General features: G+C 75.2%; 13 protein-coding genes. 8 read left to right on the top strand and 5 right to left on the bottom strand.

The features are described 5' to 3' along the window. Nucleotides 1-145 precede the first annotated feature (145 nt). A complete protein-coding gene (locus D6689_21930; protein RMH36766.1) occupies nucleotides 146-4,423 on the bottom strand; it encodes an FHA domain-containing protein in 4,278 nt (1,425 codons plus the stop codon). Beyond that, a complete protein-coding gene (locus D6689_21925; protein ID RMH36765.1) occupies nucleotides 3,757-6,018 on the bottom strand; it encodes a 4Fe-4S dicluster domain-containing protein in 2,262 nt (753 codons plus the stop codon). The genes D6689_21930 and D6689_21925 overlap by 667 nt, the downstream gene beginning before the upstream one ends. 101 nt (nucleotides 6,019-6,119) lie before the next feature. Here D6689_21925 and D6689_21920 point away from each other — a divergent pair, with 101 nt between their 5' ends. Genes D6689_21920 through D6689_21900 form a run of 5 tightly spaced genes read left to right on the top strand, consistent with a single transcriptional unit; the run spans nucleotide 6,120 to nucleotide 16,423 of the window. Then, entirely contained in the window at nucleotides 6,120-7,406 is a 1,287-nt protein-coding gene (locus D6689_21920; GenBank protein RMH36764.1) for a hypothetical protein, read from the top strand. Then, a complete protein-coding gene (locus D6689_21915) occupies nucleotides 7,403-9,277 on the top strand; it encodes a hypothetical protein (GenBank protein RMH36763.1) in 1,875 nt (624 codons plus the stop codon). Before D6689_21920 ends, D6689_21915 begins: the two co-directional genes overlap by 4 nt. Continuing rightward, on the top strand, nucleotides 9,277-10,821 hold the full coding sequence (locus D6689_21910) for a hypothetical protein (protein ID RMH36762.1): 1,545 nt from the start codon (nucleotides 9,277-9,279) through the stop codon (nucleotides 10,819-10,821). The genes D6689_21915 and D6689_21910 overlap by 1 nt, the downstream gene beginning before the upstream one ends. Further along, nucleotides 10,818-11,951 carry a hypothetical protein gene (locus tag D6689_21905; GenBank protein ID RMH36761.1) on the top strand — a complete coding sequence of 378 codons (1,134 nt, stop codon included), beginning with the start codon at nucleotides 10,818-10,820 and terminating at the stop codon, nucleotides 11,949-11,951. Before D6689_21910 ends, D6689_21905 begins: the two co-directional genes overlap by 4 nt. Nucleotides 11,952-11,977: 26 nt before the next feature. Further along, on the top strand, nucleotides 11,978-16,423 hold the full coding sequence (locus D6689_21900) for a hypothetical protein (GenBank protein ID RMH36760.1): 4,446 nt from the start codon (nucleotides 11,978-11,980) through the stop codon (nucleotides 16,421-16,423). Here the strand turns inward: D6689_21900 and D6689_21895 are convergent. The 3 genes from D6689_21895 to D6689_21885 form a co-directional block, all read right to left on the bottom strand. After that, nucleotides 16,333-17,331, bottom strand: a complete 999-nt coding sequence (locus D6689_21895; GenBank protein RMH36759.1) for a hypothetical protein — start codon at nucleotides 17,329-17,331, stop codon at nucleotides 16,333-16,335. The genes D6689_21900 and D6689_21895 overlap by 91 nt on opposite strands. A gap of 98 nt (nucleotides 17,332-17,429) precedes the next feature. Next, a complete protein-coding gene (locus D6689_21890) occupies nucleotides 17,430-18,311 on the bottom strand; it encodes a lamin tail domain-containing protein (protein ID RMH36758.1) in 882 nt (293 codons plus the stop codon). Nucleotides 18,312-18,533: 222 nt separating this feature from the next. Further along, nucleotides 18,534-19,907, bottom strand: a complete 1,374-nt coding sequence (locus D6689_21885; GenBank protein ID RMH36757.1) for a hypothetical protein — start codon at nucleotides 19,905-19,907, stop codon at nucleotides 18,534-18,536. Between the two features lie 271 nt (nucleotides 19,908-20,178). Between D6689_21885 and D6689_21880 the strand changes: the two genes are divergently transcribed. The 3 genes from D6689_21880 to D6689_21870 all read left to right on the top strand — a co-directional run. Continuing rightward, nucleotides 20,179-20,409, top strand: a complete 231-nt coding sequence (locus D6689_21880; GenBank protein ID RMH36756.1) for a hypothetical protein — start codon at nucleotides 20,179-20,181, stop codon at nucleotides 20,407-20,409. Further along, nucleotides 20,369-20,779 (top strand): hypothetical protein, encoded by a 411-nt coding sequence (locus tag D6689_21875; GenBank protein RMH36755.1) that lies wholly within the window; start codon nucleotides 20,369-20,371, stop codon nucleotides 20,777-20,779. Before D6689_21880 ends, D6689_21875 begins: the two co-directional genes overlap by 41 nt. Further along, nucleotides 20,755-23,616 (top strand): hypothetical protein (locus D6689_21870; protein RMH36754.1); only part of this gene is annotated, 2,862 nt, incomplete at its 3' end. The genes D6689_21875 and D6689_21870, both read left to right, overlap by 25 nt.

The raw sequence follows: 23,616 nt of genomic DNA, 5'->3' as shown, positions 1-23,616 counted from the left end.
GGGTCCGCGGCGGCTGCGTCGCGCGCACCGGCTCGTCGGCGCGCGGGGTCCGCGGCGGTTGCGTCGGGCGCACCAGCTCGCCCGCGCGCGGGGTCCGCAGCGGCTGCGTCGCGCGCACCGGCTCGTCGGCGCGCGGGGTCCGCGGCTACTGCGTCGCGCGCACCAGCTCGTCGGTGCGGGGCGGCGACCACGCGTGCGGCTTCTCGGTGTACGGCACGCCGATCGACTGCAGCCACTTGGTCGGCGGGTTGCCCCCGATCATGGCGAACACGAAGTCGTTTTCCAGCTCGAACGTCGACTGGTCGTTGCGGTTCGTGAGCGTCACGTGCGTCGCGGTGACGGCCGACACCTGCGTGGACGGCAGCATCGTCACCTTGCCGGCGGCGACGGCGGCGTTGATGCGTTCGAGGTTCGCCGGCTTGACCCGGTCGAACTTCGCGCGCCGCATCGACAGCCACACGCGGTTTTCGTCGCACAGCGCGAGCGCGACCTCGATCGCCGAGTCGGTGCCGCCCACGACGAGGATCGCTCGCCCGCGGAACTCGTCCGGGTCGACGAGCGCGTTGCGCACCTTCTCCAGGTCGTCGCCGGGACAGCCGAGTTTGCGCGGGTTGCCCATCGTGCCGATCGCGAGCACCACGCGCGCGCCGGTCCACGTCTGCGGCGGTGCGCCGGCCGTGGCGACCGCGAACCGGTCGCCGTCGCGGCGGACGTCGGTCACGTCCTGGTTGTAGCGGATGTCGACCCCGTTGGCGGCGATCAGCTCGTCCCACTTGGCGAGCAGCTGCTCGCGGTCGGTGTCCCAGTGCGGGAGCGGCCCGAGCAGCTCGACGTCGTGCGGCTCGGCCATGACCTCCTTGCCCTTGTGGTAGTAGTTGCGCACGGTCCACGCGGGCGCGCGCTGCTTCTCGAGGACGACGTACGACAACCCGAGCTGGCGCGCGGTGAGCGCGGCCGACAGCCCCGCCGGTCCCGACCCGACGATGACCACGTCCACCTGCGCGCCGGCCGCCGCGCCCGCACCCGGCCGCAGCCCGGCCTTGACCATGTGCTGGATCGCGGCGCGTCCGAGGTTGGACGCGTTCTTGATCTGCGGCGTGCCGGCCGCCTGGCCGATGAGGTACAGCCCCTCGACCGGCGACTGGTAGTACGTGTCCAGGTCGGGGACGGAGATCATCGGGGGTGGCTTGTCGGCCTCGTGCATGCGGAGTGCGTCGAACGCGCACGCCGCCTCGCACTTGCGGCACTGGATGCAGGCGTCGAAGTTGACGACCGTCGACTTGTGGTCGACGAGTTCGAGCACGCTCGCCGGGCACGCCTGGACGCACAGCGAGCAGCCGACGCACTTTTCGCGGTTGATCGAGTGGATGAGACGCTTGACGATCTCGGCGGGGTACTGTTGGAGCTTGGCGACGAGCTTCTCGGCGCGCTGGCGGCGGCGGGCGCGCAACACCAGCGCGATCGCCGCCAGCGGCGCGAACAGCGCGACGGCGAGCCCGCCGCCGAGCCACAGTGACCGGCCGGGACTCGGCACGGGGGATGCGCGGGCGATGAGCGGATCGCCCGGCGGCAGGCGGTTCAGCTCGCCGCGCGGGTGCTCGTCGGTGTGGCAGGACAGACACTGGTGCCGCACCGCGTCCTGGCCGCCGCCGTGGCAGCGAAAGCAACTGAGCCCCGCGGGCGCCGGCACGAACTCTCCGGTCGCGGTGTCGATCGCGGCGTGGCAGGCCGTGCAGCCGATCGCGACGTCGTCGCCGCGGTGGCGGACGACGGCGTGTCGCGCGTGCAGGTCTTCCTGCGACAGGTCGAAGGTGGGTACGGGGCCGGCGCCGAGCACGACAGGCGGCGTGCGGCCGGAGGTCGCGAACGCGTCGGCGTGTTGGTTGGCGTGGCAACTTTCGGTCGTGCAACGCCGGGCGGCTCCGAGCAGTGACGGCGCGCCGGACGCATCGAACCGTGCAGCGCCATCGTGCTCGGCGTGACACGTGTCGCAGCTGCCGATCGCGGCCGCGTGGGCCGGGCGAATCGCGTCGTGGTCCGGGTGGCATCGGGTGCACTTGTCCCGGTCGGCGCCGGCGCCCGGGCTGTGGCATGCGCGGCATCCGCCGGGCAGGCCGGCGGCGCGCGCCTGTCGCTGGAACGCGACGGACGCGTGCGACTCGGACAGCGGATGGTTGACCAGCGCCGCATCGCCGTCGCTCGCCGACAGCAAGACGGCGCACAGGCCGGCCGCCGTGGCCGCGGCGACCGCGACGGCGACGGCCGGCAGTCGATTGGGCTGAACGTCGGAGCTGGGCCGCCACGCCGGCGCGCGCTGGCGAAACTCCGCCTTGCGGTCCGCGACGGATTCGGCGGCCGGCGCGGCGACGTGAAACACCGTCTTGTAGGCGGCCGGCGCGCCGGCGCCCGCGGCGGCCACGCCCGCAACGCCGGCCTGCGCCTCGCGGGCGATCTCGATCGCCGCGAGGGCGGCGGCGGCGTCCGCCTCCTCGAGGCTGCAGCGTTCCCCGCGAATCGACACCTTGATGACGTGCGGCCCGCAGCGCAGCACGTGGCCGTCTTCGAGCTTGGCGCGCACGATCCGCCGGTCGCCGATGTACGTCCCGTGCGTGGAGCGGTCCTCCGCGTAGAATCCGTCGCCCGCCCACGCGATCGTGCAGTGCACGCGCGACACGAAGTCGCTGTCGAGCCGCATCGCGCACGACGGCGCGCGGCCGATGTCGACCTGGTCCGCGCTCACGACTTCGCCGCCGATGACGAACTTGGGCCGGGACGTGACCTCGTACGCTCCCTCGGCGATCACCGTCGACATCACCGTGCGGCCGGTCGCGGTCGCGACGCCGCCGGCGATCTGCAGTTCGCACACGCTCGCGCCGATCTGGATCAGGTCGCCCGGGCCGAGTTTCGTCGGTCCGTCGATCCGCGCGCCGTTGACCAGCGTACCGTTGGTGGAGCCGACATCGATTAGCAGGAACTGGCCGCCCTCGACCGTGAGCGCACAGTGGGCGGCGGATACCAGCGGGTCGTCGAGGATGACGTCGCAATCCGGGCGGCGGCCGATCGCGATCTGCCCCTCGGCCAGCGGCACGACGAGGCCGTCGTGCGGCCCGGACACGAAGACGAGCCGCGCGATCGCATCGCCGGTGCCGGCCGCCTCGTGGACGTCGGTCGTGCGCTCCGGCTCGTCGATCAGAAAGCGGATGTCGTTGGCGCCGACGCGGATTACGTCGCCGTCGTCGACCGGTTGGCGGACGATGCGCTCGCCGTTGACGAACGACCCGTTGGTCGAGCCGTTGTCTTGCAGGATGAAGCCGGTGGGGTGCACGACCAGGACGCAGTGGTGTGCGGACACGTCCGGGTCGTCGAACACGAGGTCGTTGTCGGGGGCGCGGCCGATCGAGATCGGGTCGGCGCCGACAGGGACTTCGCGGCCGGCGCGCGGGCCGCCGACGACCAGCAGGCGCGGGCGGCCGTCGCCGACCTCGATCTCGGTGGCGCCGATGCCGAACCGATCGCCGGGCGCGAGGTACTCGGTGGTGATCCGACGGCCGTTGACGTAGGTGCCGTTGGTCGACCGGAGGTCCTCGAGGAGGTAGGCGCCCCGCGGCGACCGCCGCAGCACGCAGTGGCGCGCCGACGCCATGGGGTCGTCGATCGTGACGTCGTTGTGGGCCGGATCGCGGCCGAGGCGGATCTCGGCGGCGCCGGTGGCGATCTCGCGGCCCGCGAGCGGGCCCGACTGGAACAGCAGGCGAATCACAGGACCGTCAGCATCGCGACGATGTGGACCGGGACCAGCACGGCGAGCGCGCCGGCCGCGGCGAGGTGGACGATCAGCCAGGTCTTCATCGCCCGGTGCAGGCGCAACTGGGCGCGCACGTCGAGCAGCCGGTTGGTGTCGCGCAGCACGCGGTCGACGGTGGCGGCGTGCGCCGGCGGAACGGCGGCCAGCTTGGCCGACAGCAGCGCGCGCACCCGGTCGACGTGCGCGACCGGGTCGTAGTCGGCGCGGTAGCGCTGGCGCACCGTGCCCGACGCGGCGGCGATCGGACCGCGCACCAGCGCTTGCACGTCGGCCGGTGCGCGATCGACCAACTCGGCGATGCCGTCGGACAGCTCGATCTCCTCGGCGAGCAGATCTTCGATCAGCTTCGCGAGGCCGTGGCGTTCGAGCCGCGTGAGCAACCGCGGTACGACGGTGTACAGAACCTGGCCGGCGATGCCGGTCGCGACCTCGACGGCGAACACCGCGAGCAGCGCGGTGGTGAAGACGCCGGTGATGCGAAAGCCCGCGTGCGCGAGGGCGGCGACGAATCCGAGCGCGCCGACGACCATGTGATACTGCGTCCACACCTCCAGGTGGCCGAGCGCGCGGGTGCGCATGCGCTTGCGCGCGCCGAGCAGCATCGCAAACGCGAGGCATCCGGTCGCCACGACGCCGAACGTCAAGCCCCAGGACGAGCCGCCGACGCGGGGCGCCGGCGACCGCAAGAACGCGCCGATCAGGCCGGCGAGGCCGACGGCGAACACCGCGAGCGACACCTTGATGAACCGGGTCGACCGCGGCAGGACCTGCTGCTTGGTGCCGAGCGTGCCGGCTTGCTCGGCCCGCTTGCGCGCCCACTCGATCGCCTCGACCTGCTCGGGCTCCATCACCAGGGCGAGTTCGTCGAAGTAGCGCAACGGGTCCACGCGCAACACCGCGCCGCGCGGACAGTTGTACACGCAGTTCGAATAGGCGTAGCCGCGGCACAGGTTGCACTTGATCGCGCGCTTGACGACGCCGTCGCGCTGTTGGTCCTCCGGCAGCGGCATCATCGTGATGTTGTCGTACGGACACTTGCGCGCGCAGTTGTCGCAGCCGATGCAGTTGTCGTTGATGTCGACCTCGCCGTCGGGCGTCCGGTGGATGGCGCCGGTGGGGCAGCCGACCATGCACTCCGGATCGCGGCAATGCCGGCACGAGGTGGGGATGAGCAGGTGCTGGTGCTCGGGCGAGTCCACCCGCTTGCGGCGGCGGAAGATCGGCCCGCGCCGGTCGAGCCGCGTGAACTGATGGCGGTCGTGGCACGCGCGGACGCAGTTTCCGCAGCGCACGCAGCGGTCGAGGTCGATGACGAGCAGGGACTCGACCTCGACGCCCTCCTGCAAGAATGCGTCGGCGGCGCTGAGCACGGTTAGGCCCGCGCCGCGCAGCGCAGCCGACCGGTGCATGTCGTCCTTGCCGAACCGCTCGTAGATCTGCGGGTGGCTGACCGCGAGCTGATCGAACGGGCCGCGCGGCAAGAAGATCACTTCGGCCTGGCCGAGCGCCACCAGGTCGGCCGGTCGCCCGGACGGCGGATCGTGGACGCCGTAGGCGTCGTGCGTGTTGAAATAGGCGAGGATCGACTCGCGGCCGTCGGGACGCCGGCGCAGCATCTTGAGGACGCCGTCTTTGACCAGCAGCACGGTGTCCGACGGATCGCCGGCCCGGCACACGACGTCGTTGCGGGCGAACTTGCGCATCGTGGCGCCGTCGATCAGCGCGGACAGGGTCGCCTCGTCGAGCTGGCCGAGGTAGCGGTGCAGGCGCACGTAGGTCGAGATCGACCGCGCGTGGTAGACGCGCTCGAGCGCCGCGAGCACGCTGGCATGGCGGCGCGCGAGCCGGTCGAACCGGTTCTTTTCGATCTCGATCAGGGTGGCCGGCCCGTCGGCGGTGACCGTGGCCGACCGCACGCCGCGGCCGAGCAGCGCGACCTCGCCGAAGAAACTGCCGGGCTGGTCCAGCCGGCCGAGTTCGAGGCGCGTGCCGGCGTCGTCGGTGGCGGTAATCCGCACCGCGCCGGCGGCGAGCACGAACATCGAGTGGCCGAATTCCCCCTGGCGAACGATGGCCTCGTCGGCCGCGTAGTGGCGCACCGCACAATGCCGCGCGAAGTCGGCGAGGTCGTCCGGATCCACGTCGGACAAAAACGGCACGGTCGCCAGCAGGGCGGCGGGGTCGCCGGCAGGCAGGGCGGCCGAAACCGTCATGAGCCTCCTTTACCAGACACGGGCGCCAATGATACGCATCAAGTGCGTCGATCGAAAAGTTGTATCGAGCAATGGACAGAGCTTGTCGCTGGCTCGCGGTCGTGCATGCGGCCGCCGCGTGTGCGGCCGCCGCGTGTGGTGGCGCGTCGGATGGTGCCGCGCGCGGGCGCGCCGCGGTCGCGGTCGTGCCGGCCGACAGCGACCGCTTTCCGCACGGGCTGCACACGGGCGACGATCCGCGCATCGCGGGCTATCGCGGTCGCGGGCTGCAGTGCGCCGACTGCCACCCGGCCGACGCGGTCGCGCGCGGCGAGGTGGCGCGGCCGGGCGCGAACGACCACGCGCCGTGCGACGAGTGTCACCGCGACGAGTTCTACCGCCCGCCGGGGCGGTTCTGCTTGAACTGCCACGCGGCGGTGGAGCCGCGCGAGCGGGGCGCGACGACGCTTCAGCCGTATCCCGAACGCGGCACGCGCAAGGTGCTCGCGGCTCGCTTTTCGCACCAACTGCACCTGGACGCCGGCGCGATGGACCGCCGCGTCGGCTTCCACGTCGCGTGCGGCGACTGCCACGCGCGCGCGGCGGACGCGCGCGACCCGGCGCTGCCCGGGCACGCGGAGTGCGCCCGCTGTCACGGCGACGGCAAGCCCGCCGCGGCCGCCGCCGCGCTGCGGCGGTGCGACGCGTGCCACCCGACCGGCGACGTCGCGCTCGAGCGGGGCCGGCAGCTCATCACCGGGGACCTCGTGTTCGCGCACGCGACGCACGAGCGCGACGCGGCCGGCGCGCCGATTCCGTGCGCGACGTGCCACGCCGACGTGCCGCGGTCGCGGTCGAACGCCGACGTGAGCGTGCCGCCGATGCAGCAGTGCGCGACGTGCCACGAGGACGCGAGCCGCACCCCCGAGCGGGTCCGGATCGCGCACTGCGACGTGTGCCACACCGCGATCGCCGCGGGCGTGCCGCCGCGCAGCCACATGGTCGGCAAGGGCATGCCCGACGACCACACGCTCGCGTTCCGCACCGATCACGCGCGGGCGGCCGCCGATCCGGAGGCGCGCTGCGCCTACTGCCACGACGGGCTGAGCGGTTCGCCGCGCGACTCGTGTTTCCAGTGCCACGATCGCATGCGTCCGCGCGACCACGGCATGGGTTGGCGCGATCGCGACCACGGACGCGAGGCCGCGGCGGATCGCGACCGCTGCCAGACCTGCCACGCGGCGGACTGGTGCGCGGCGTGTCATTCGATTCCGCCGCGGTCGCATCAGCCGATGGCCGAGTTCCGGCTCGGCGGCCACGCGCAGGAGGCGCGCTTCGGGCTGTCGAGCTGCTTCGCGTGCCACACGTTCGAGGACACGTGCAGCGATTGCCACCGGGGGCAGCGATGACGGCGCGCCGGGTACTCGCGGTGGCGGCGAGCGTCGCGGTCGGCGCGGGCAGCGGCGCCGGGCCGGCGCGGGCCGAGGCGGGCGCCGGCGCGCGCGCGGTCGATCTCGCGGTCCACGACGTGCCGGCGCCGGATGTGGGCTCGCTGCAGATGCGCGCCGCGGGCGGCGCGGCGGCGGCGAGTGCGGCCGGCGGTGCGGCGGCGAGTGCGGCCGGCGCCGCGGTCGGCGCGGCGGCGGCGAGTGCGGGCGGCGGTGCGGGCGGCGCGGCGACTGGCGCGGGCGCGGCGGCGGCGAGTCCGGGCGGCGCGGCGGCGGCGAGTGCGGGCGGCGGTGCGGCGGCGAGTCCGGGCGGCGCGGCGACTGGCGCGACGGGCGCGAGCGCGGCGAACGCCGGCGCCCCGCCAGCCGCCGCGGTCCGCCGCGGCGGTCGCTACCGCGCGCTGCCCGACTCGTGGCGCGACGTGCAGGAGCGCGTCGTGTTCCACCTGAACGTCGGCTACGCGGTCGATTCGGCGACGACGAGCGGCGACTTCGCGAAGACCGGCGTGCGGCCGGAGGACGCGACGGGCCCCGGCGGCGAGTCCTTTGTGACCGGTCGCAACTATCTGCTCGGCGACGCCGTGCTCGGCAGCCGCGGCGTGCTGCTGCCGTCGCTTCACACGTACTTGTCGTCGCAGTTCCGGCTCGACCCGGCCGGCGCGAGCGCGTTCGCCGCGGTGCCGCACGTGTACGACGCGGGCGGCGGCGACGCGCTGTGGCTGCGGTCGGCGTACGCCGAACTCGACGGCTACGGCGGCGACGCGTCGCCGCTGCGCCACCTCTACGTTCGCGCCGGACGCCAGTTCCGCTACGGAACGACCCGATTCATCGCCCACTTCGACGGCGTCACCGCCGCGTACGGCGGTGCGGACCTGGGCTACGAGGCGTCCGGCTTCGTCGGCCGGCGGGTCTCGCTGTACGTCGACGACGACCCGGGCGTGCTCGCCGGCGCGGGGGTGAAGCTGTTCGGCGACCGGCTGGCGGGCGTGCCGGTGGACGTGTCGGTGGACGCGCTGCACTACGACGGCGCGACCACGCTCGTCGAGTGGGCGGCGCGGGGGCGCTGGGCCGGCACCGACGTGTCGGCGACCCTGCGCGCGGTGGACGCCGGCGACGGCGCGGGCATCGGCCGTATCGGTCTGCGCGTGCGCCGCGGGTTCGGCCGGCGGGTGTACGCGGTCGTCCGCGCCGAACAGCTCCGCGCCGCCGACGTCGCGTACGACTACGTGAGCCCGGCGCGCGGCGACGTCGTCGACGTGGCCGACCGGGTGCGCCTGGGGTTCGATCCGGTGCGCGACGCGGTGCGCGTGTCGGCCACGGCGATGGTGCAGCCGTCGCGCCACCTCGAGCTGTACGGCTTCGGCCGCGTGAACCGTGCATCGGACGAGTCGACGTCCGCGTTCGACGCGTCGTACGTCGAGGCGGGGGCCGCGGCCCGCGCGACGCTGGGGCGGTCGCTGCAGGCCGGCGGGCAGTACAAGCTGCGGCGCACGAGTGCGCGCGACGCGGCGCAGCAGGCCGGTTCGGACTTCGCGGACACGGCCGGTGCGGCGGCGACGTCGTTTCACGAGCTGTCCGGCGAGCTGCGCTACCGGGCCGGCGCGCGGGCGACCGCCGCGGCCGGCGCCTACGTGCGCATCGCCGACTACGAGACGCCGTACGCCCGCGTGTCCGGCGACACGACCGCCGGCGGCCAGATCGACGTGCGCTACCGGGTCGGCTCGCGGGCGCGCGTGGCGGTGTCGGGTGAGATCGCGCAGCCGTCCCCGGCGCTGGCTGCGGAACTCGGCGTGCTGATGAGCGCGCGCGCGGTCGCGGAGGTGGCGTTCTGATGCGCGGTCCGGCGGCGCTGCGGATCGCCGGAGTCGCGGTGGTCGCCGCCGCGGCCGTCGCGACGGCGCGCGCGCACGCGGCCGGCGCGGCGGACGGCGCGTCCAACCGCTTCGACCACCGCGATCACGCCGCGAAGCTCAAGGCCACCGACGACACGGTGCTCGCGTGCGAGCGGTGCCACGCGTCGTCGCCCGACGGCACGCTGGTGCCGGTCGGCAAGCGCGACCACCAGCCGTGCAAGCAGTGCCACGGCAAGATCGTCATGTCCCGGCGCGAGCTGGAGCGCAGCCGCAAGAAGGACTGGTGCGCGTTCTGCCATGCCAAGACGAAGACGGGCCCGCGCCAGTTCGTCGCGCTGTATTCGCATCGCGTCCACGTGCGACCGGGCGGCTCCGGCAAGCAGTGCGAGGCGTGCCACGGCGCGTTCGGCGACGCGCCGCCGCGCACGGGCGACGCGCTCCGCGCCGGTCACGCGCTGTGCGGCGGCTGCCACGCGACGGCGGCCGAACCCAAGATGACGTCGTGCGCGGGCTGTCACGTCGACGCGACCAGCGAGCGCGGCCGCGCCGCCGCGACCGCGCGCCCGTCCAATCCGTTTTCGGTCGCCGGCGCGTTCGACCACGAAAAGCACGCCAACGCGCGCCGCGTCGGTCGCGAGGGCCGCGCGTGCTTGACCTGCCACGCCAACATCGCGCAGGCCGAGACGGACGACGTCGTTCCACTGCCGACGATGAAGGGGTGCTTCGACACCTGCCACGACGGCGCGAAGGCGTTCTCGGCCGTCGGCGCGACCTGCACCCGCTGCCACGCATCGCCGGCGCAGCCGCCGGTCGCGACGCCGACGGCGCCGCTGCCGCGCTACGACCACGCCCGCCACGCGACGCGGCGGGTCGATCAGAGCGACTGCACCGCGTGCCACGCGCTCGACGCCGCGTTCGCGGTGCGGCCGGCGACGGCGGCGCAGCCGCACCGGCCGTGCAGCGACGCGGGCTGTCACGCCGGCGAGTTCTTCTCGCGCCGCCCGCAGGTGTGCGGCACCTGCCACGACGGCACGGCGCCGTGGATCGCGCAACCGGCCGTCGCCCGGCGCCGGGCGGACAGCGACTTCGGCCGGGACATCTCGCACGCGGCGCACGCGCGCGCCGGCGCCGGCGACTGCAAGGCGTGTCACGGCGACCCGTACCGCGGCGATGCGGCCGGCTCCGGTCACGCCGCGTGCGCGCCGTGCCACGGCCAGCGCGCTCAGCCGGCGATGACGGCGTGCGCGGGGTGCCATCGGCCGCGCGAGGCCGCCGCCGTGGCGCGCGCTCCGTCGGCGTGGTCGGTCGCGGCGACCTTCCGCCACGAGACGCACGCGGTCGACCCGCGCGGCGGCGGCGAGCCGGCGTGCACCGTGTGCCACGAGGCGGTCGCGCGCGCCGAGCGCGTCGCCGACATCGCGCCGCCGACGATGCGCAGCTGCGACGCGTGCCACGACGGCGAGCGCGCGTTCAAGACGACCGGCTTCGGCTGCTATCGATGCCACCGCCGGGAGGAGCGATGACCGCGCGGCGGCCGGCGGCGTGGGCGATCGCGGGCGCGGTCGCCGTCGTCGCGGCGGCGCGGGCGGCGATCGCTCTTTCGCCGCCCGGCGCGGCTTCGGCCGCGCGTCCCGCGTCGCCGCCCGGCGCGGCTTCGGCCGCGCGTCCCGCGTCGTTGCCCGGCGCGGGCGCCGCGTCGCCGCGCGCTCCGGCTCCGGCGGGCTCCGCCGCGGCGCCGGCTCCGGCGGGCCCCGCCGCGTCGCCCGCCCCCGCGCGCGGCGCCGGCGCGCGCACGTTCAGCCACGCCGCGCACGTGCCGCGCGGCGTGCGCATCGCCGACGCGTGCGACTCGTGCCACGCGCCCGATCCGAACGGCGCGCTCGTCCCCGTCGGCGCGCGCGGGCATCAGCCGTGCCTGCGCGCCGGCTGCCACGCGGAGGACTTCCTGGCCGCGGGCCGCAGCGACGACCGCGGCGCGCGCGCCGCCGCGTTTTGCGCCGGCTGTCACGCGGGCGATCGCCCGCCGCCGCCTCACCGCAAGGCGAGCGCGGACGCCGCGTTCCGCGGCTACGCGCGGCGCGAGTTCCACGTCGACTTCGACCACGCCGCCCACCTGGACCGCGCCCGCTGCACCGACTGCCACGTCGTCGACGAGCGCACGTTCGAGGCGGTCTACACCCCCGGCCACCCGCAGTGCGCCAAGTGCCACGCGGTGGGCGCCGGCGCCGCCCCGCCGATGGGCGTGTGCAGCGCGTGCCACACCGAGCCGGGGCGGCAGGACGCATTCGTCGCCGGCGCGCGCAAGGCGCTCGACCTCAAGAGTTGCGACTCGGCGTGGCGCGCCGACATGACGCCGGAGCAGCGCGCCGACACGCCGTGCTTTCGCCACGAGCGCGTCGAGCACCGCGTGGCCGCCGACGGGTCGCGGCTGCAGTGCAGCTCGTGTCACTACATGATCGAGGCGCGGCGCGACCGGTACCGGACCGTCGCGCAGATCAAGCGCCAGCCGATCATCGACGGCACGTCGATGGACCGATATTGCGGCGCGCGCGGCTGTCACCCGGACGTCGACAGCACCGCGCCGGGCAAGTGTGAGCGATGCCATCACCCCTCGATCCGCAAGAAGCTCCTGTCGGGATTCACGCACGGATGAGCCGGTTGCGCAGACGCATGTGCGCGATGGCGGCGGCGATGGCGGCCGTCGCGACCGCCTGCTCGGCGAGCGAGACGGTCGTGAGCGCCGACTTGGAGTTCGACGGCACCTGCGTGCGGTGCCACACCGGCCTGTCCGCGGGGCAGGTCCATCCGACCTACAAGCTGCGCTGCGTCGACTGCCACGGCGGCGACGACCAGGTCGCCGACGTACCCGCCGACGCCGCGTCGGACCCGGCGATCTACCGCGACCCCGACCTGCTCGCCCGCAGTCACGTGCGGCCCAAGCCCGGCCTGGCGCGGTTTTTCTGGGCCAACGGGATCGACGACGACGGCGACGGCGTCGTCGACGAGGGGCCGACGTTCGACGACCCCGACAATCCGACCGCGGTGATCGACCCCGGCGAGATCGTCGAACTCGGGCTGCAGGGACAGGGCGCCGGCCAGTTCGTCGACTCCGAACTCAACCGCGACCTCAACTACACCCGGTGGCTGAATCCGGGGGATTTGCGCGTCGCGACCGCAACCTGCGGCAGCCAGTCGCGGGCCGCGCTCGACGAGCCGGCCGTCGGCGGCTGCCACCAGGGGGTCGTCGAGACGATGCGCCGGTCGATCATGGTCAACAACGCCGCGGTCATCAACGGGGCCTACTACGGCAACGAGAGCTGGCGGCCGACCTGGCAGGCGGCGCAGCCGCCCGGGCGCGACCCGCGCGCGGGCGCGTTCGGCTACGTGCTCGACTACGCCGCCATCGACAGTTGTATCGACATCTCTGCGGTGGGCGATCCCGGCGGCCGCGGGCAACCGGTGTTCGACTCGGCGTGCCTCGAACGGCTCGCCGCCGACCGCGACCCGAACGCCGCCGCCGACGCGCCGGGCAACGTCGGATTGCCGGCGTTCGAGGCGGTGCAGGGGACGATCGACGCGCTGCCGCTGGGCGGTCGCACCGCCGAGCACGACGGCGTGACCAACCCTCGGTTCGAGTGGGGCGGCAACCCGTTGATGGACCCGGACGCGGCGCTGCCGCGGCTGTCGGCTCCGCCGGCGGAGGAGCTGGCGGCCGGCGTGCCCGACCCGGTCGATAACGTGCTGCGGGGCTTCCGCGCCTATTACCCGGTCAACTATCCGGGGTCCGCGTCCAACTTCGCGTTCACGTTCGGCACGTCGATCCTGCCCGACGTCGCGCGCATCGCGACCAACAACCCGTTCGGCCGCGGCCACTCGTCGGGGTGCACCGCGTGCCACATGCTCTACGACCCGTCCGGGGCGCGCCGGCCGCACCTGGTGCGCCGCGAACAGGCCGGCGGCGTCACCGAGGAACTCGTGGCCGACCCGACCACGCGCCACCGCGAGTTCGATCCGGCGACGCAGGACATCGTCGACCTCGACGGCGACCTCCGCCTGGTCGGCATCGCGGTCAATTCGGCCGAGCGCGAGCGCACCGGGCGAGACCAGCAGCGCTACTACTCACGGGATCACGCGCTCACGACCGCGGTGACCACCCAGCAGTGCGGGCTGTGCCACGCGTTCGTCACGCGGATCGATCTCGCCTACCAGGGCATGGCCGAAGACGAGCAGCGCGATCTGCTCGCGCGCCGCAAGTCGATCCGGTTTACGACGCCGCGCGGCACGCAGGTCGAAATTCACGACTCGCTCGTGCGCGAGGAGGACGGCAACTTGGTGCTGCCGTCCGGCCTCGCGGTCATCGAGGCCGCGCGCCGGCGCGACGCGGAACTCGACGCGGCCGGTTTCGTGCGCGGCGGCGGCGGCTGTGCGCCGGAGGTCTACACCGAGGACTGCAACAACGACGGCGAACTCGGCGTGGTCACGCTGCGCCGGTTCGGCCCGGACGGCGAGGTGATCGAGGAACGCCAGCTCGACGAGGATCTCGACGGCGACGGCGTGCTCGACCTGATCGATCACGCGCCGCGCGAAGTGAGCGTCGACGGCCGCCAGATGCGCTACGTCTACGGCGGCGCCAACGGGTCGACGCGGCTGATGGACATCCACTTCGAGCGCGGGATGCACTGCATCGACTGCCATTTCCTGCAGGACGTCCACGGGGACGGCAACCTCTATCACACGAACTGGGACCAGATCGAAATCGAGTGCGAGGACTGCCACGGCACGCTGGACGCGCGCGCCACGCTGATCACGTCGGGGCCGAACGGGCTCAACGACCTGCGTCGCGCGGTCGACCACGACGGCGTGCCGTATTTCGTCGAGCGCGACGGCGCGATCATTCAGCGGTCGCGGGTGACACCGGGGCTCGAGTGGCGGGTGCCGCAGGTCGTCGACACGGTCGATGCGGCGCATCCCGACTTCGAGCCGCGCGCGGTCGAGGCGCACGCGTCGCAGCACATGCCGCCCGCGCCCGCCGGCGGCCACAACGCCGGGTCGACCTTCGGGCCGAACGGCGAGCTGCAGAGCGCCAAGCTCGAGTGCTACTCGTGCCATATGTCGTGGGTGCTCAACTGCATGGGTTGTCACTACAACGTCAACCTGGGCGATGACATCAAGACGAAGCTCGAGCCGAACGGGGACCTGATCAAGGTCGCGGGCGAAAACGAGACCTGGTTCAACAACAGCACACAGGCCGCCGCGACCAACTTCCAACTGCTGAGCTTGATGCGCAGTCCGTTCGTGCTCGCGGTCGATGCCGCCGCCGACGGCGGCCGGCTCGCGCCGTTCCGATCGTCGATGCAGGTGTTCGTGTCGCTCAACGACGCCGACGGCCACACGGTGGTCGACAACACGGTCTTCACGACGTTTCAGGCGCGGGACGCCAACACCGGGCGGACGAACGTGGCGACCAGCGGGGCGGCCATGAACCAGACGATGCCCCACACCGTGCGCCCGGCGGAGACGCGCGATTGCGATTGGTGCCACGCCCTGGTCGACGACGCCGGCCGCGTGCGCAACGATCACATCCTCGGCGTCACCTACGGCGTCGGCGCGGGTCGGTACCCGTACGTCGGCGACTGGGTGTTCGCGGCCGGCGCTGGCGGCCTCGAGCTGTTCGAGTACAAGCAGGAGCGCGAACTCAAGGGCAACACGCCGGGAGCGTCGACCCGATTCCCCGGCCTGATCGTCAACCCAACCGATCGCGTCGCCGCCGCGGTCGAGCCGGTGTTCGACGGGTCGCTCGGGGTCGGCGGCGCGTTCGAGGGCACCGGCGTGGTGCTCATCCGCAACGTCACGCCGGAGGCGACGCGCGCGCCGACGTTGCGCGACGTCGCGGTCATGACCGTCGCCGCCGGCAACGCGGGCAAGTTGATCGTCGCCGACGTCACCCGGCGCGGGCATCCGTCGGCGGTGCGGCCGTCGGTGGGCGACGCCGCGTCCGTGTTCGTCCTCGACCTGCCGGGCGGGCCGGCGCTCGGGGTCGCGGCGCTGTCGCCGGACGTGAGCGATCCGTTCGTCTACGTGGCACACGGCGCGGCGGGGGTGTCGGTCGTGCGGATCGACGGCGCGCCGGACCCGGTCGTCCCGGCGGCCGCGCTGGTCGCGACGGCGCCGGTCGGCGGCGCGGTCGTCCAGGCCGTGTTCGTCGCGGGCGACATCGTGTACGCCGGCACCGACACCGGCGACGTCGTCGCGATCGACGTGCGCGACCCGGCGGCGCCGCAGGTGCGCGGCTCGGTGGCGGTCGGCGCGCCGGTGCGCGCGTTCGATGCGGCGGGCTTCGCGCTGTACGCCGGCACCGACGGCGGGCTGGCGATCCTCGACATCAGCGACCCGGCCAATCCGCGACTCGCACCGGGCCTCGGCGCGGCGCCGCAGGTCACCGGGTTCGCCGCGCGCGGCGTCGCGCACACCAACGGTCACGTCTACGTCGCGGCCGGCGCCGGCGGCGTCAAGGACGTGGACCTCACACGAGCCGCACCGGCGGTGTCCGACGTGCCGGCCGACGCCGGCATCGACGCGCGCGACGTGATCGTGAGCGTCGTGCCGGGCCAGACCTGGCTGCTCGTGGCCGACGGCGCCGGCGATCTCGTCGGCATCAAGCTCGATCGCGCGCTCAGCCCGCGCGAGCGGTGCCTGCCGGACAACGACTGCGGATTGGACGCCGACTGGCGCGACCCGACGATCCTGGGCCGCGATCCGTCGCTCGATCCGGACACCGGCGCGCCGCTCGCCGGCGACCCGAGCGGGCCGCGCGTGTTCCGCATGGCGGGGGCGCTGCTGTCTCGCGCCGACCGGCTCGCGCGTCCGGCGCTGTGGGAGCAGGTCGGCACCCAGACCGGGCGCCGGCTGCGCGACTCGTTCATGCCGGGCTCGGGCGTGCTGTCGCTCGGCGTGATGCAGCGTATGTACAACGTTCGCGTGTGCGAGGTGCCGGGCACGGCCGACGTCGACGGCAACGGGCTCGGCGAACTCGGCTACGCCGACGGCGGCACGTGCACTCCGTTTGCGGGACGCGCGGCGGCGCGGCCGTGGTGGGTGCGCGCTCTGTCGCGACCCGCGCGGTGACGGGCGCCCGCGCCCGCGGCGCACGCCGCGTCGCCGGCGACGGCACGCCACGCCGCGTACGCCGCGGCGTCGGCCGGGTCGAACCGGTCCACGTCGAACGCGGGCGCGAGGCGATCGAGCGTGCGGTCGTCGTCGGCCGCCGCACGCAGCGCCGCCTCGACCTCCGCGCGCGCGCCGGGCGACAGCGCCGGCGATACGGCGATGCCGTCGTTCGGGATCTCGTCGGTCCACGCGAGCACGCGCAGGCCGGCCGCGCGGTCGCCGCACAGGTCGACGTAGCCGGCGCCGTTGCGGCCGACGAACGTGGCGGTCAGGTCGGCGTCTCCCGCGAGCACCGCGTCGAAGCAGGCCGCGTACGAGCCGGCAAACTGCTCGACGACCGCGCGGCCGAGCGCGATGCCGCGGGCGCGGAGCAGCGCGCGCGGGGCGCGGAAGCCGGCCGAGGACCGCGGGTCGACCCAGACGGCCCGCACGGCCGACAGCCCCGTCGCGTCCGCCAGGCTCTTGAGGTCCACGGGCCGGTCGCTGCGGCACAGCAGCGCGCCGCGGTAGGTGGTCGCGCCGCAGCGCACGGCGCGCAACGGCACGCTGCCGCCGGCGGCGATCGTGTGCGCGCATACGGCCGGCGGCGCCCACGCCGCATGCACCTCGCCGGTCGCGAGCCAATCGGCGAGCGTGCCGTAGGACGGCGCCGGGACGACCGTGCCGAAACCGAAGTCGCTGAGCACGTCGGCGACGCGCAGCGCGATCTTGCGAAGCGGAACGCGGCCGAGCGCGGGCGGCAGCGCGAACGCGAACGAGGCGGCGAGCGCGATGGTCACGGTCGCCACAGGTGCAGCGCGCGTGCCACGGAACGCCGCGGCGCGTCGCACGCGGTGCCGCGGGCTTGCGCGGGTCGCGGCGGCCACTGCACTGGCCGCGCGCGCCGTCGGCTACCGCGCTAGCCGGCGACGCGCGACCCCGCGGCGGCCCCGCGAGGGGGCCGCGCGCGAGGGCGCGGCGCGCGCTACGGCGCGGTCGAACAGGGCGTGTTCGGGGCGCCGGGCGTACCGAGGTTGTTCGGACTGTAGCTGGCGGTCGCCGTGCACCAGTTGGCGCCGTCGTCGTTGTCCGTCGCGTTGAACTTCGACGGGTCGAGGTTCATCGACGCGCCGTTCGGATCGGGGAACGTCGGGCCGCCGTCGTACGCGACCATATCGATCGTCACGCCGGCGCACTCGACGATCACCTCGTCGGCCCCGTTGCCGAGGCGGAAGTCGGCGACCGGGTACGCGTAGTCGACCTTCACGCCGTCGTTGGTCTCGGGGTCGGCGTTGGGACCGAGCACGAGGTACGCGCCGGGCGCCAGCAGCAGGCCGGCGCCTCCCGCATCGATCGTATGGGCGTCGGCGCTGGTGCCGGTTTCGGAGTCCTTGATCGTGCAGCCCTCGAGGTTCCACGTCGCGGTCGTCGGGTTGTACAGCTCGAACCATTCGCCGTCGGCGTCGGCGACGACCTTCGGGTTCTGCATGATCTCGGTGATCACGACGTCGCCCGCCGCGGCCGGCATGACCGGTACGGCGGCGTCGGGGAGGGCGCCGCCGTCGGGGGGCGTGGCGGCGTCAGGGAGGGCGCCGCCGTCGGGCGTCGCCGACCCGCCATCGGGCGTCGCCGACCCGCCGTCGGGGGGCGTGGCGGCGTCGGGGAGGGCGCCGCCATCGGGGGTCGCGGAACCGCCGTCGGGCGTCGTCGACCCGCCGTCGGGGGTCGCGGAACCGCCGTCGGGCGTCGCGGAACCGGCGTCGGGGGTCGTCGCGGCCGCGTCGGGCGTCGTCGTCGCGGCGTCGACGCGAACGATGTCATCGTCGTCGTCGTCACCGCCGCCACACGCGACGGCACCGGTCGCCACGGCAAAGATCACACCGAAAAGGACAGAGGGGAACGTGTTGGTGTAGCGAAGCATGGTGCGCCATGTATAGGGGCCGGTCGCCGGCGAGCGCAAGCCTTATTCGCGCGGCCGCCGCCGGCCCCGGGGCCAGGTGTGATTCAAGTCGCTCTCTCGGCGACCGGCGCGCCGGCGAGCGCCGCGGCGCGATGGACCGTCGCCGCCGGGCCACGTCGGCGCGGCGCCTCACCAGCGCATCGGCCGCGGCGGCCGCCCGCCGCCGCCGGACGCCGACCGGCACGTGCCGTACGCGCCCGACACCGCGCACGTCGCGGCGCACTCGGCGCTGTCGTAGCAGGTCGCGCCGGCGCCGAGCGACAGCGCCGGGTCGTAACAGCGGTGGGACGCGGCGCTGCAGTGGCCGGTCGTGCACTCGGCGTCGGTCGCGCACGTCCCGCCGCGCGCGACGCTCGGGCACCCGAGCGCGCCGGCCACGTCGGCCGGTACGCACGCGCCGAGGTCGGCGACGATCGGGCACGGGTCGGGCCGCCACGGCTCGGGCAGCGCCAGCCAGCCGAGGTCGGGCGGATCGGGCAGATCGACGAGGCCGCTCGGCAGGTCGAACGACGGCGGCGAAAACCCGGTGAGCGCGCGGATCTGCGCCAGCAGCGCGGCGACCAGCGGATCGAGCAGGCCCTCGACGAGCCCGAGCAACTGGCGCACCGTGCGCAGCACGTCGATCACGTTGGCGCAGATTTGCGTGAAGCCCAGGTTGGCGCACACGCGCACGTCCAGCGCGTCGTACAGGTCGCCGATCGGTCCGAGCAGCCGCGCGATCGCCGACAGCACATCGTCGACGCGGCGCGCGAGGTCGTCGCGGACGCCCGCGAGCACGGCCTCGGCGCCGTCGAGATAGCGCTCGACCTCCTCGAGCGCGCCGTTGGCGCGCGACAGCGCGTCGCGTACCGCCGCGACGACCGCGCGGCGGTCCGCCAGGGCGCGGGCGCCGGCCGGCGCGCAGCCGTCCGCGAAGCAGACGAGCCGATCGTCGACGTCGATCGCCCGTTCGAGGCCGTCGAGCCGGTCGCGAGCCGCCTCGAGCTGCCGCCGCAGCGCGTCGAGCCGCGCGCTCGCCGACTCCAACCTCGGCTTGGCGCGGCTGGCGACCGGATAGGCGCGGTCGACCGGGATCTGCATCGCGCGCAGCAGGTTGTCCGCGGTCGACGCGGCGCCGCCGACGATCGGCAGCGGCTTGAGGACGGCGATCATCGTGCGCGCCTTGTCGAGCTGCTCCTTGGCCGCGACGATCTTGGCCGCGACGTCGCGCGCGAGGTCGACGCGGCGCTTGGCTTCGGTCGCGCGAGCCGTCCACGTGTCGATCCGCTCGCCGAGTTCGAGCGTCTGTTCGTACGTGGTGCTCAGCTCGGTCTGGTACGCGGAGACCGCGGCGTCGGTCGACAGCGCGCAGGACGGAATCGCGGCCGACAGCGCCGCGCCGGTCGACGCGAGGTCGCCGCCGGCCTCCACGGCACAGCCGGCCGCGGCGACGACGGCGGCCGTGGCGACCGCGAGCGAGTGGGGGATGTTCCTGAGGGTACGTACGTGCATGACCTCCTCCACGGGCGGTAGGGACGGACGATGGATGCGCTCTCACATGACGGTCGCCCGCGTCCGGGGAAACGAAATCGACGCGACCGGCGCGCGACGTGCGAGGGGCTGCGAGCGCCCGCGGCTTTCGGCAAATCGCCGCGCGTGATATGTGGCGGGCGATCTCCCTCGACGACGGGCAGACGATGGGTGTCGGCGAACACGGCGAGCGCGGCGAACGACGCGACCGGGACGACGCGCCGCGTACCGGCGCGGCGCCGGTGACGCCGGCGGAGGTCGCGCGGTGGGCGGAGGCGGCCGAGCGCGCGTGCGCGCGCGTGTTGCCGTGGGCGCCGGACGAGCACGCCGCGGTGGTGCAGGAGGCGCTCGCGCGCGTGGTGAGCCACGTCCGCGAGCGCGGCGTCGGCGGCGATCTCGCCGGCTACGCCTACGAGGTCGCCCGCCGCTGCGCCCTCGAGCGCCGACGCGCGCTCGTGCGCGAGGCGCTGCGTCGCGAGGCGCTGCCGCCCGATGAGCTGCTCGTGGATCCCGACGGCGCGCGGCCGGACGCGCGGCTGGACGCCGACCGCCGCATGGTGCTCGAGGCGCTGCGCTACCACGTCGTCCACGTGCTCGCGCGGCGGGACGACGCTCGGCGCCGCGCCGGTCTTCGCGACGCCTACGTGCTCGTGCGCCACATCCTGCGCGGCGTGCCGCTCGACGAGCTGGCCCGCGAACTCGGCGTGACGCGGCGCGCGTGTCGCTACGCGCTGCAGCGCGCGCTCGCCGACGTGCGCCGGCTGTTCCGCGCGGACGCGCGGGATTTGCGCTCGGTCGTCGCCAACTCGGAGCACCCGTCGGCGATCACGGAGGTGAGCGCGTGCCTGCGGCGGGCGCGGAGCTGACGGGCGGCGCGCGGCGGGCGGCGGAGGCGGGCGCGGAGCTGACGGGCGGCGGGCGGCGCGCGGCGGAGGCGGGCGCGGAGCTGGCGGGCGGCGCGCGGCGCGCGGCGGAGGCGCCCGCGGCGTCGCTGCGGTCGATTGCGGCGTCGCTGCCGGGCGTCGACGCGGTCACCGCGTGCCTCGGCGCGTCGTCCGGCCGCGCGACGTTCGCGGCGCTGGTCGACGCGGGAGGCGAGCGCGTGCCGGCGGCCGTCCGCGTCGAGCGCACCGCCGGCGCGGACGCGGCGGCGGCGTCGCTGGCCGCGTTCTACGCGCGCGCGGCCGCCGCCGGCGTCGCCGGGCTGGCGCGGCCGGCGTGGATCGGCGCGGCGCGCGGCGCGGTCGCGACGATCGCGCCGCTGGCCGACGAGGATCTGGCGTCGCGACCGCCGGCGGACCCCGACCGGCGCGCGGCGGCGGTGTCGCGCATCGCGGCGACCGTGGCCGCCCTGCACGCCGCGGGTCTCGCGCACGGTCGCGTGCACGCGGGCAACGCGCTGTTCGGTCCCGGGGGCGACGTGCGGCTCGCGGACGCGGCTCCGTGGCGCGCGCCGTCGGCCGCCGGCGACGCCGCGGGCCTCGCCGCGCTCGCCGCGGCCGCGGGCATCCCCGTCGGCGCCGGCGACGTCGCCGGCGGGGCGGCGGCGATCGCGCGCGCCGTCGACCGCTGGCGCTGGCGCGCGCGCGATCCGGATCTCGCGGCGATCGAACGGGCGGGGTGGCGCGTGCGCGCGCGGCTCGGCTCCGGCGCGTCCGCGGACGTGTACGAGGTCGAGCGGGACGGCGACGTGCGGGCGCTCAAGCTGTTCCGCCCCGGGCACGGCGGCGGCCGCCAGCGACGCCTCGCCGACCTGCTCGACCGCCTCCGCCGCCACCGCAACGCGCCGTTCGTCGTGCCCGAGGTCGTCGACGCGACGCCGTCGGGGCGCTTGTACGTGGTGATGGAGCGGCACGACGCGACGCTGTCGGCGGCCGCGGCCGACATGGACGCGCGCGTGCGGATCGACGCGCTGTGCGAAGTCGCGCGCGCTCTCGGCCAGCTCCACCGGCTCGGCATCGTTCACCGCGACGTGAAACCGAGCAACGTCCTGGTGAGCGCCGGCGGATCCGACGGCCGTCACCGCGTCGTGCTCGCGGACTTCGGGCTCGCGGTCGCCGCGGGCGACCGGCCCGGCGATCGCGCCGCCGGCACGCCCGGCTACCGGCCGCCCGAATCGTTGTCGGAGCAACCGGTCGATCCCGCGTGGGACATGTGGTCGTTCGGCGCGCTGGCCGTGCGGGTGCTCGGCGGCGCGTCGGTCGACGATCGTGTGGATGCGCGGGCGCTGCGGCGGCGCGCGCGGCGGCTTCGCGGCGCGTCGCGGCCACTGCGGCGCGCGCTCGTCCGCTGCCTCGCGGCCCGGCCGTCGCGGCGCCCGGCCGCCGAGGAGATGATCGCGATCCTCGCGCGCGAACTGCGCCCGCCGGCGCGCCGGTGGCCGCACCGCGCCGCGGTCGCCGCCGTCGCCTCAGCGGCAGCGGTGGCGGTGGCCGCGGCCGTCGGCGGCGCGCGCGAGCCGCGGCCGTCTCGGGAGCCGGCGGCCGCCGCCGAGCCGGCGGCGCTCGCGGAGCAGGCCGCGGCGGTCGCCGCCCGCGAGCCGTGGCGCGCTGCGGCGCTCGCCCGGCGCAGCCTGCAGCGCCGGCCCACCGCGGCCGGGTGGCGCGCGGCGGCGGCGGTCGCGCGCCAGTTGTTGCACTTGCAAGGGATGCACCTGCACACATCCCCCGTGGTCGCCGCGCGGTTTTCGCCGGACGGCGCCTACCTCGCGACCGCCACGCGGGCGGGCGAGGTCGCGCTGTGGCCGGTGGCCGGCGGTCGGCCGCGCCGGCACGTCGCGGTCGACGGCGTCGCCGCGCTCGGCTTCGCGGACGACGGCGTGCTGTGGTTTCGCGACGGTCGCGGTGCGACCTGGCGGTGGTCGCCGCCGGCTCGCCCGCGGTGCGCGCCGGCCGCGTCTGCCGTGGCGTGGACCGGCGCGGCGGACGCGATCGCGGAGGTCGTCGGGCCCGGCGGCGTGTTGCGCGCGCGGTTCGACCCGGCGGGTCGCGTCGCCGTCGGCGTGGTCGCCGGCGACGAGCGCGGCGCGGCGCCGGCCGACCCGCGCATCCGCGCCGCGGCGGAGGTGCTCGACCGGCTGTTGGCCGACCTCGATGCCCTGCGCGCGCGCGCCGCGGAGTCCGCCGCGTCCGCCGCGTCGCGCATCGAGGTCGCCGTCCCCGGCGCGTGGGCGTCGCTGCCGCTCGTGCGCGCCGGCGCGCGGTGGGTGCTCGAAAGCGAGGTCACGCAGGCGCAATACGTGGCGTTGACCGGCGAAAACCCGAGCCCGTTCGTCGACCCGGGCTATCCGGTCACCGGCGTCGCGTGCGCCGACGCGGACCGGTTCGCGCGGGCGCTCGAGGCGCGCACCGGACTGGCGTTGCGCTTGCTGCCGGCGGAGCTGTGGGCGCGGCTGCGCGACGGCGCCGGGGTGGACTGCGGCGACGCCACCGGCGATCTCGACGGCGTCGGCCGCGTCGATCGCTGTCCCGCCGACCGGCGGGGCCTGCGCGGCATCGCCGGCGGCGTGCGGGAATGGCTCGTGCCGCCGGGAGACCGCGCGGGCGACCGCGCGCCCGCCTACTGTGCGGTGACGCCGGCCGGCGGCGCGCCGGCGCGCCGGCTGTCGCTGGTGCGCGCGGCCGCCGGCGACCCCGCGGTCGGCTTTCGGCTTTCCGCGCCCGCGCCCGCCGCGCCCGCGCCCGCCGCGCCCGCGCCCGCGCCC

Source organism: Deltaproteobacteria bacterium (assembly GCA_003696105.1).
GTDB lineage: Bacteria > Myxococcota_A > Polyangia > Haliangiales > J016 > J016.
This window is presented reverse-complemented; position numbering and strand designations above follow the sequence as displayed.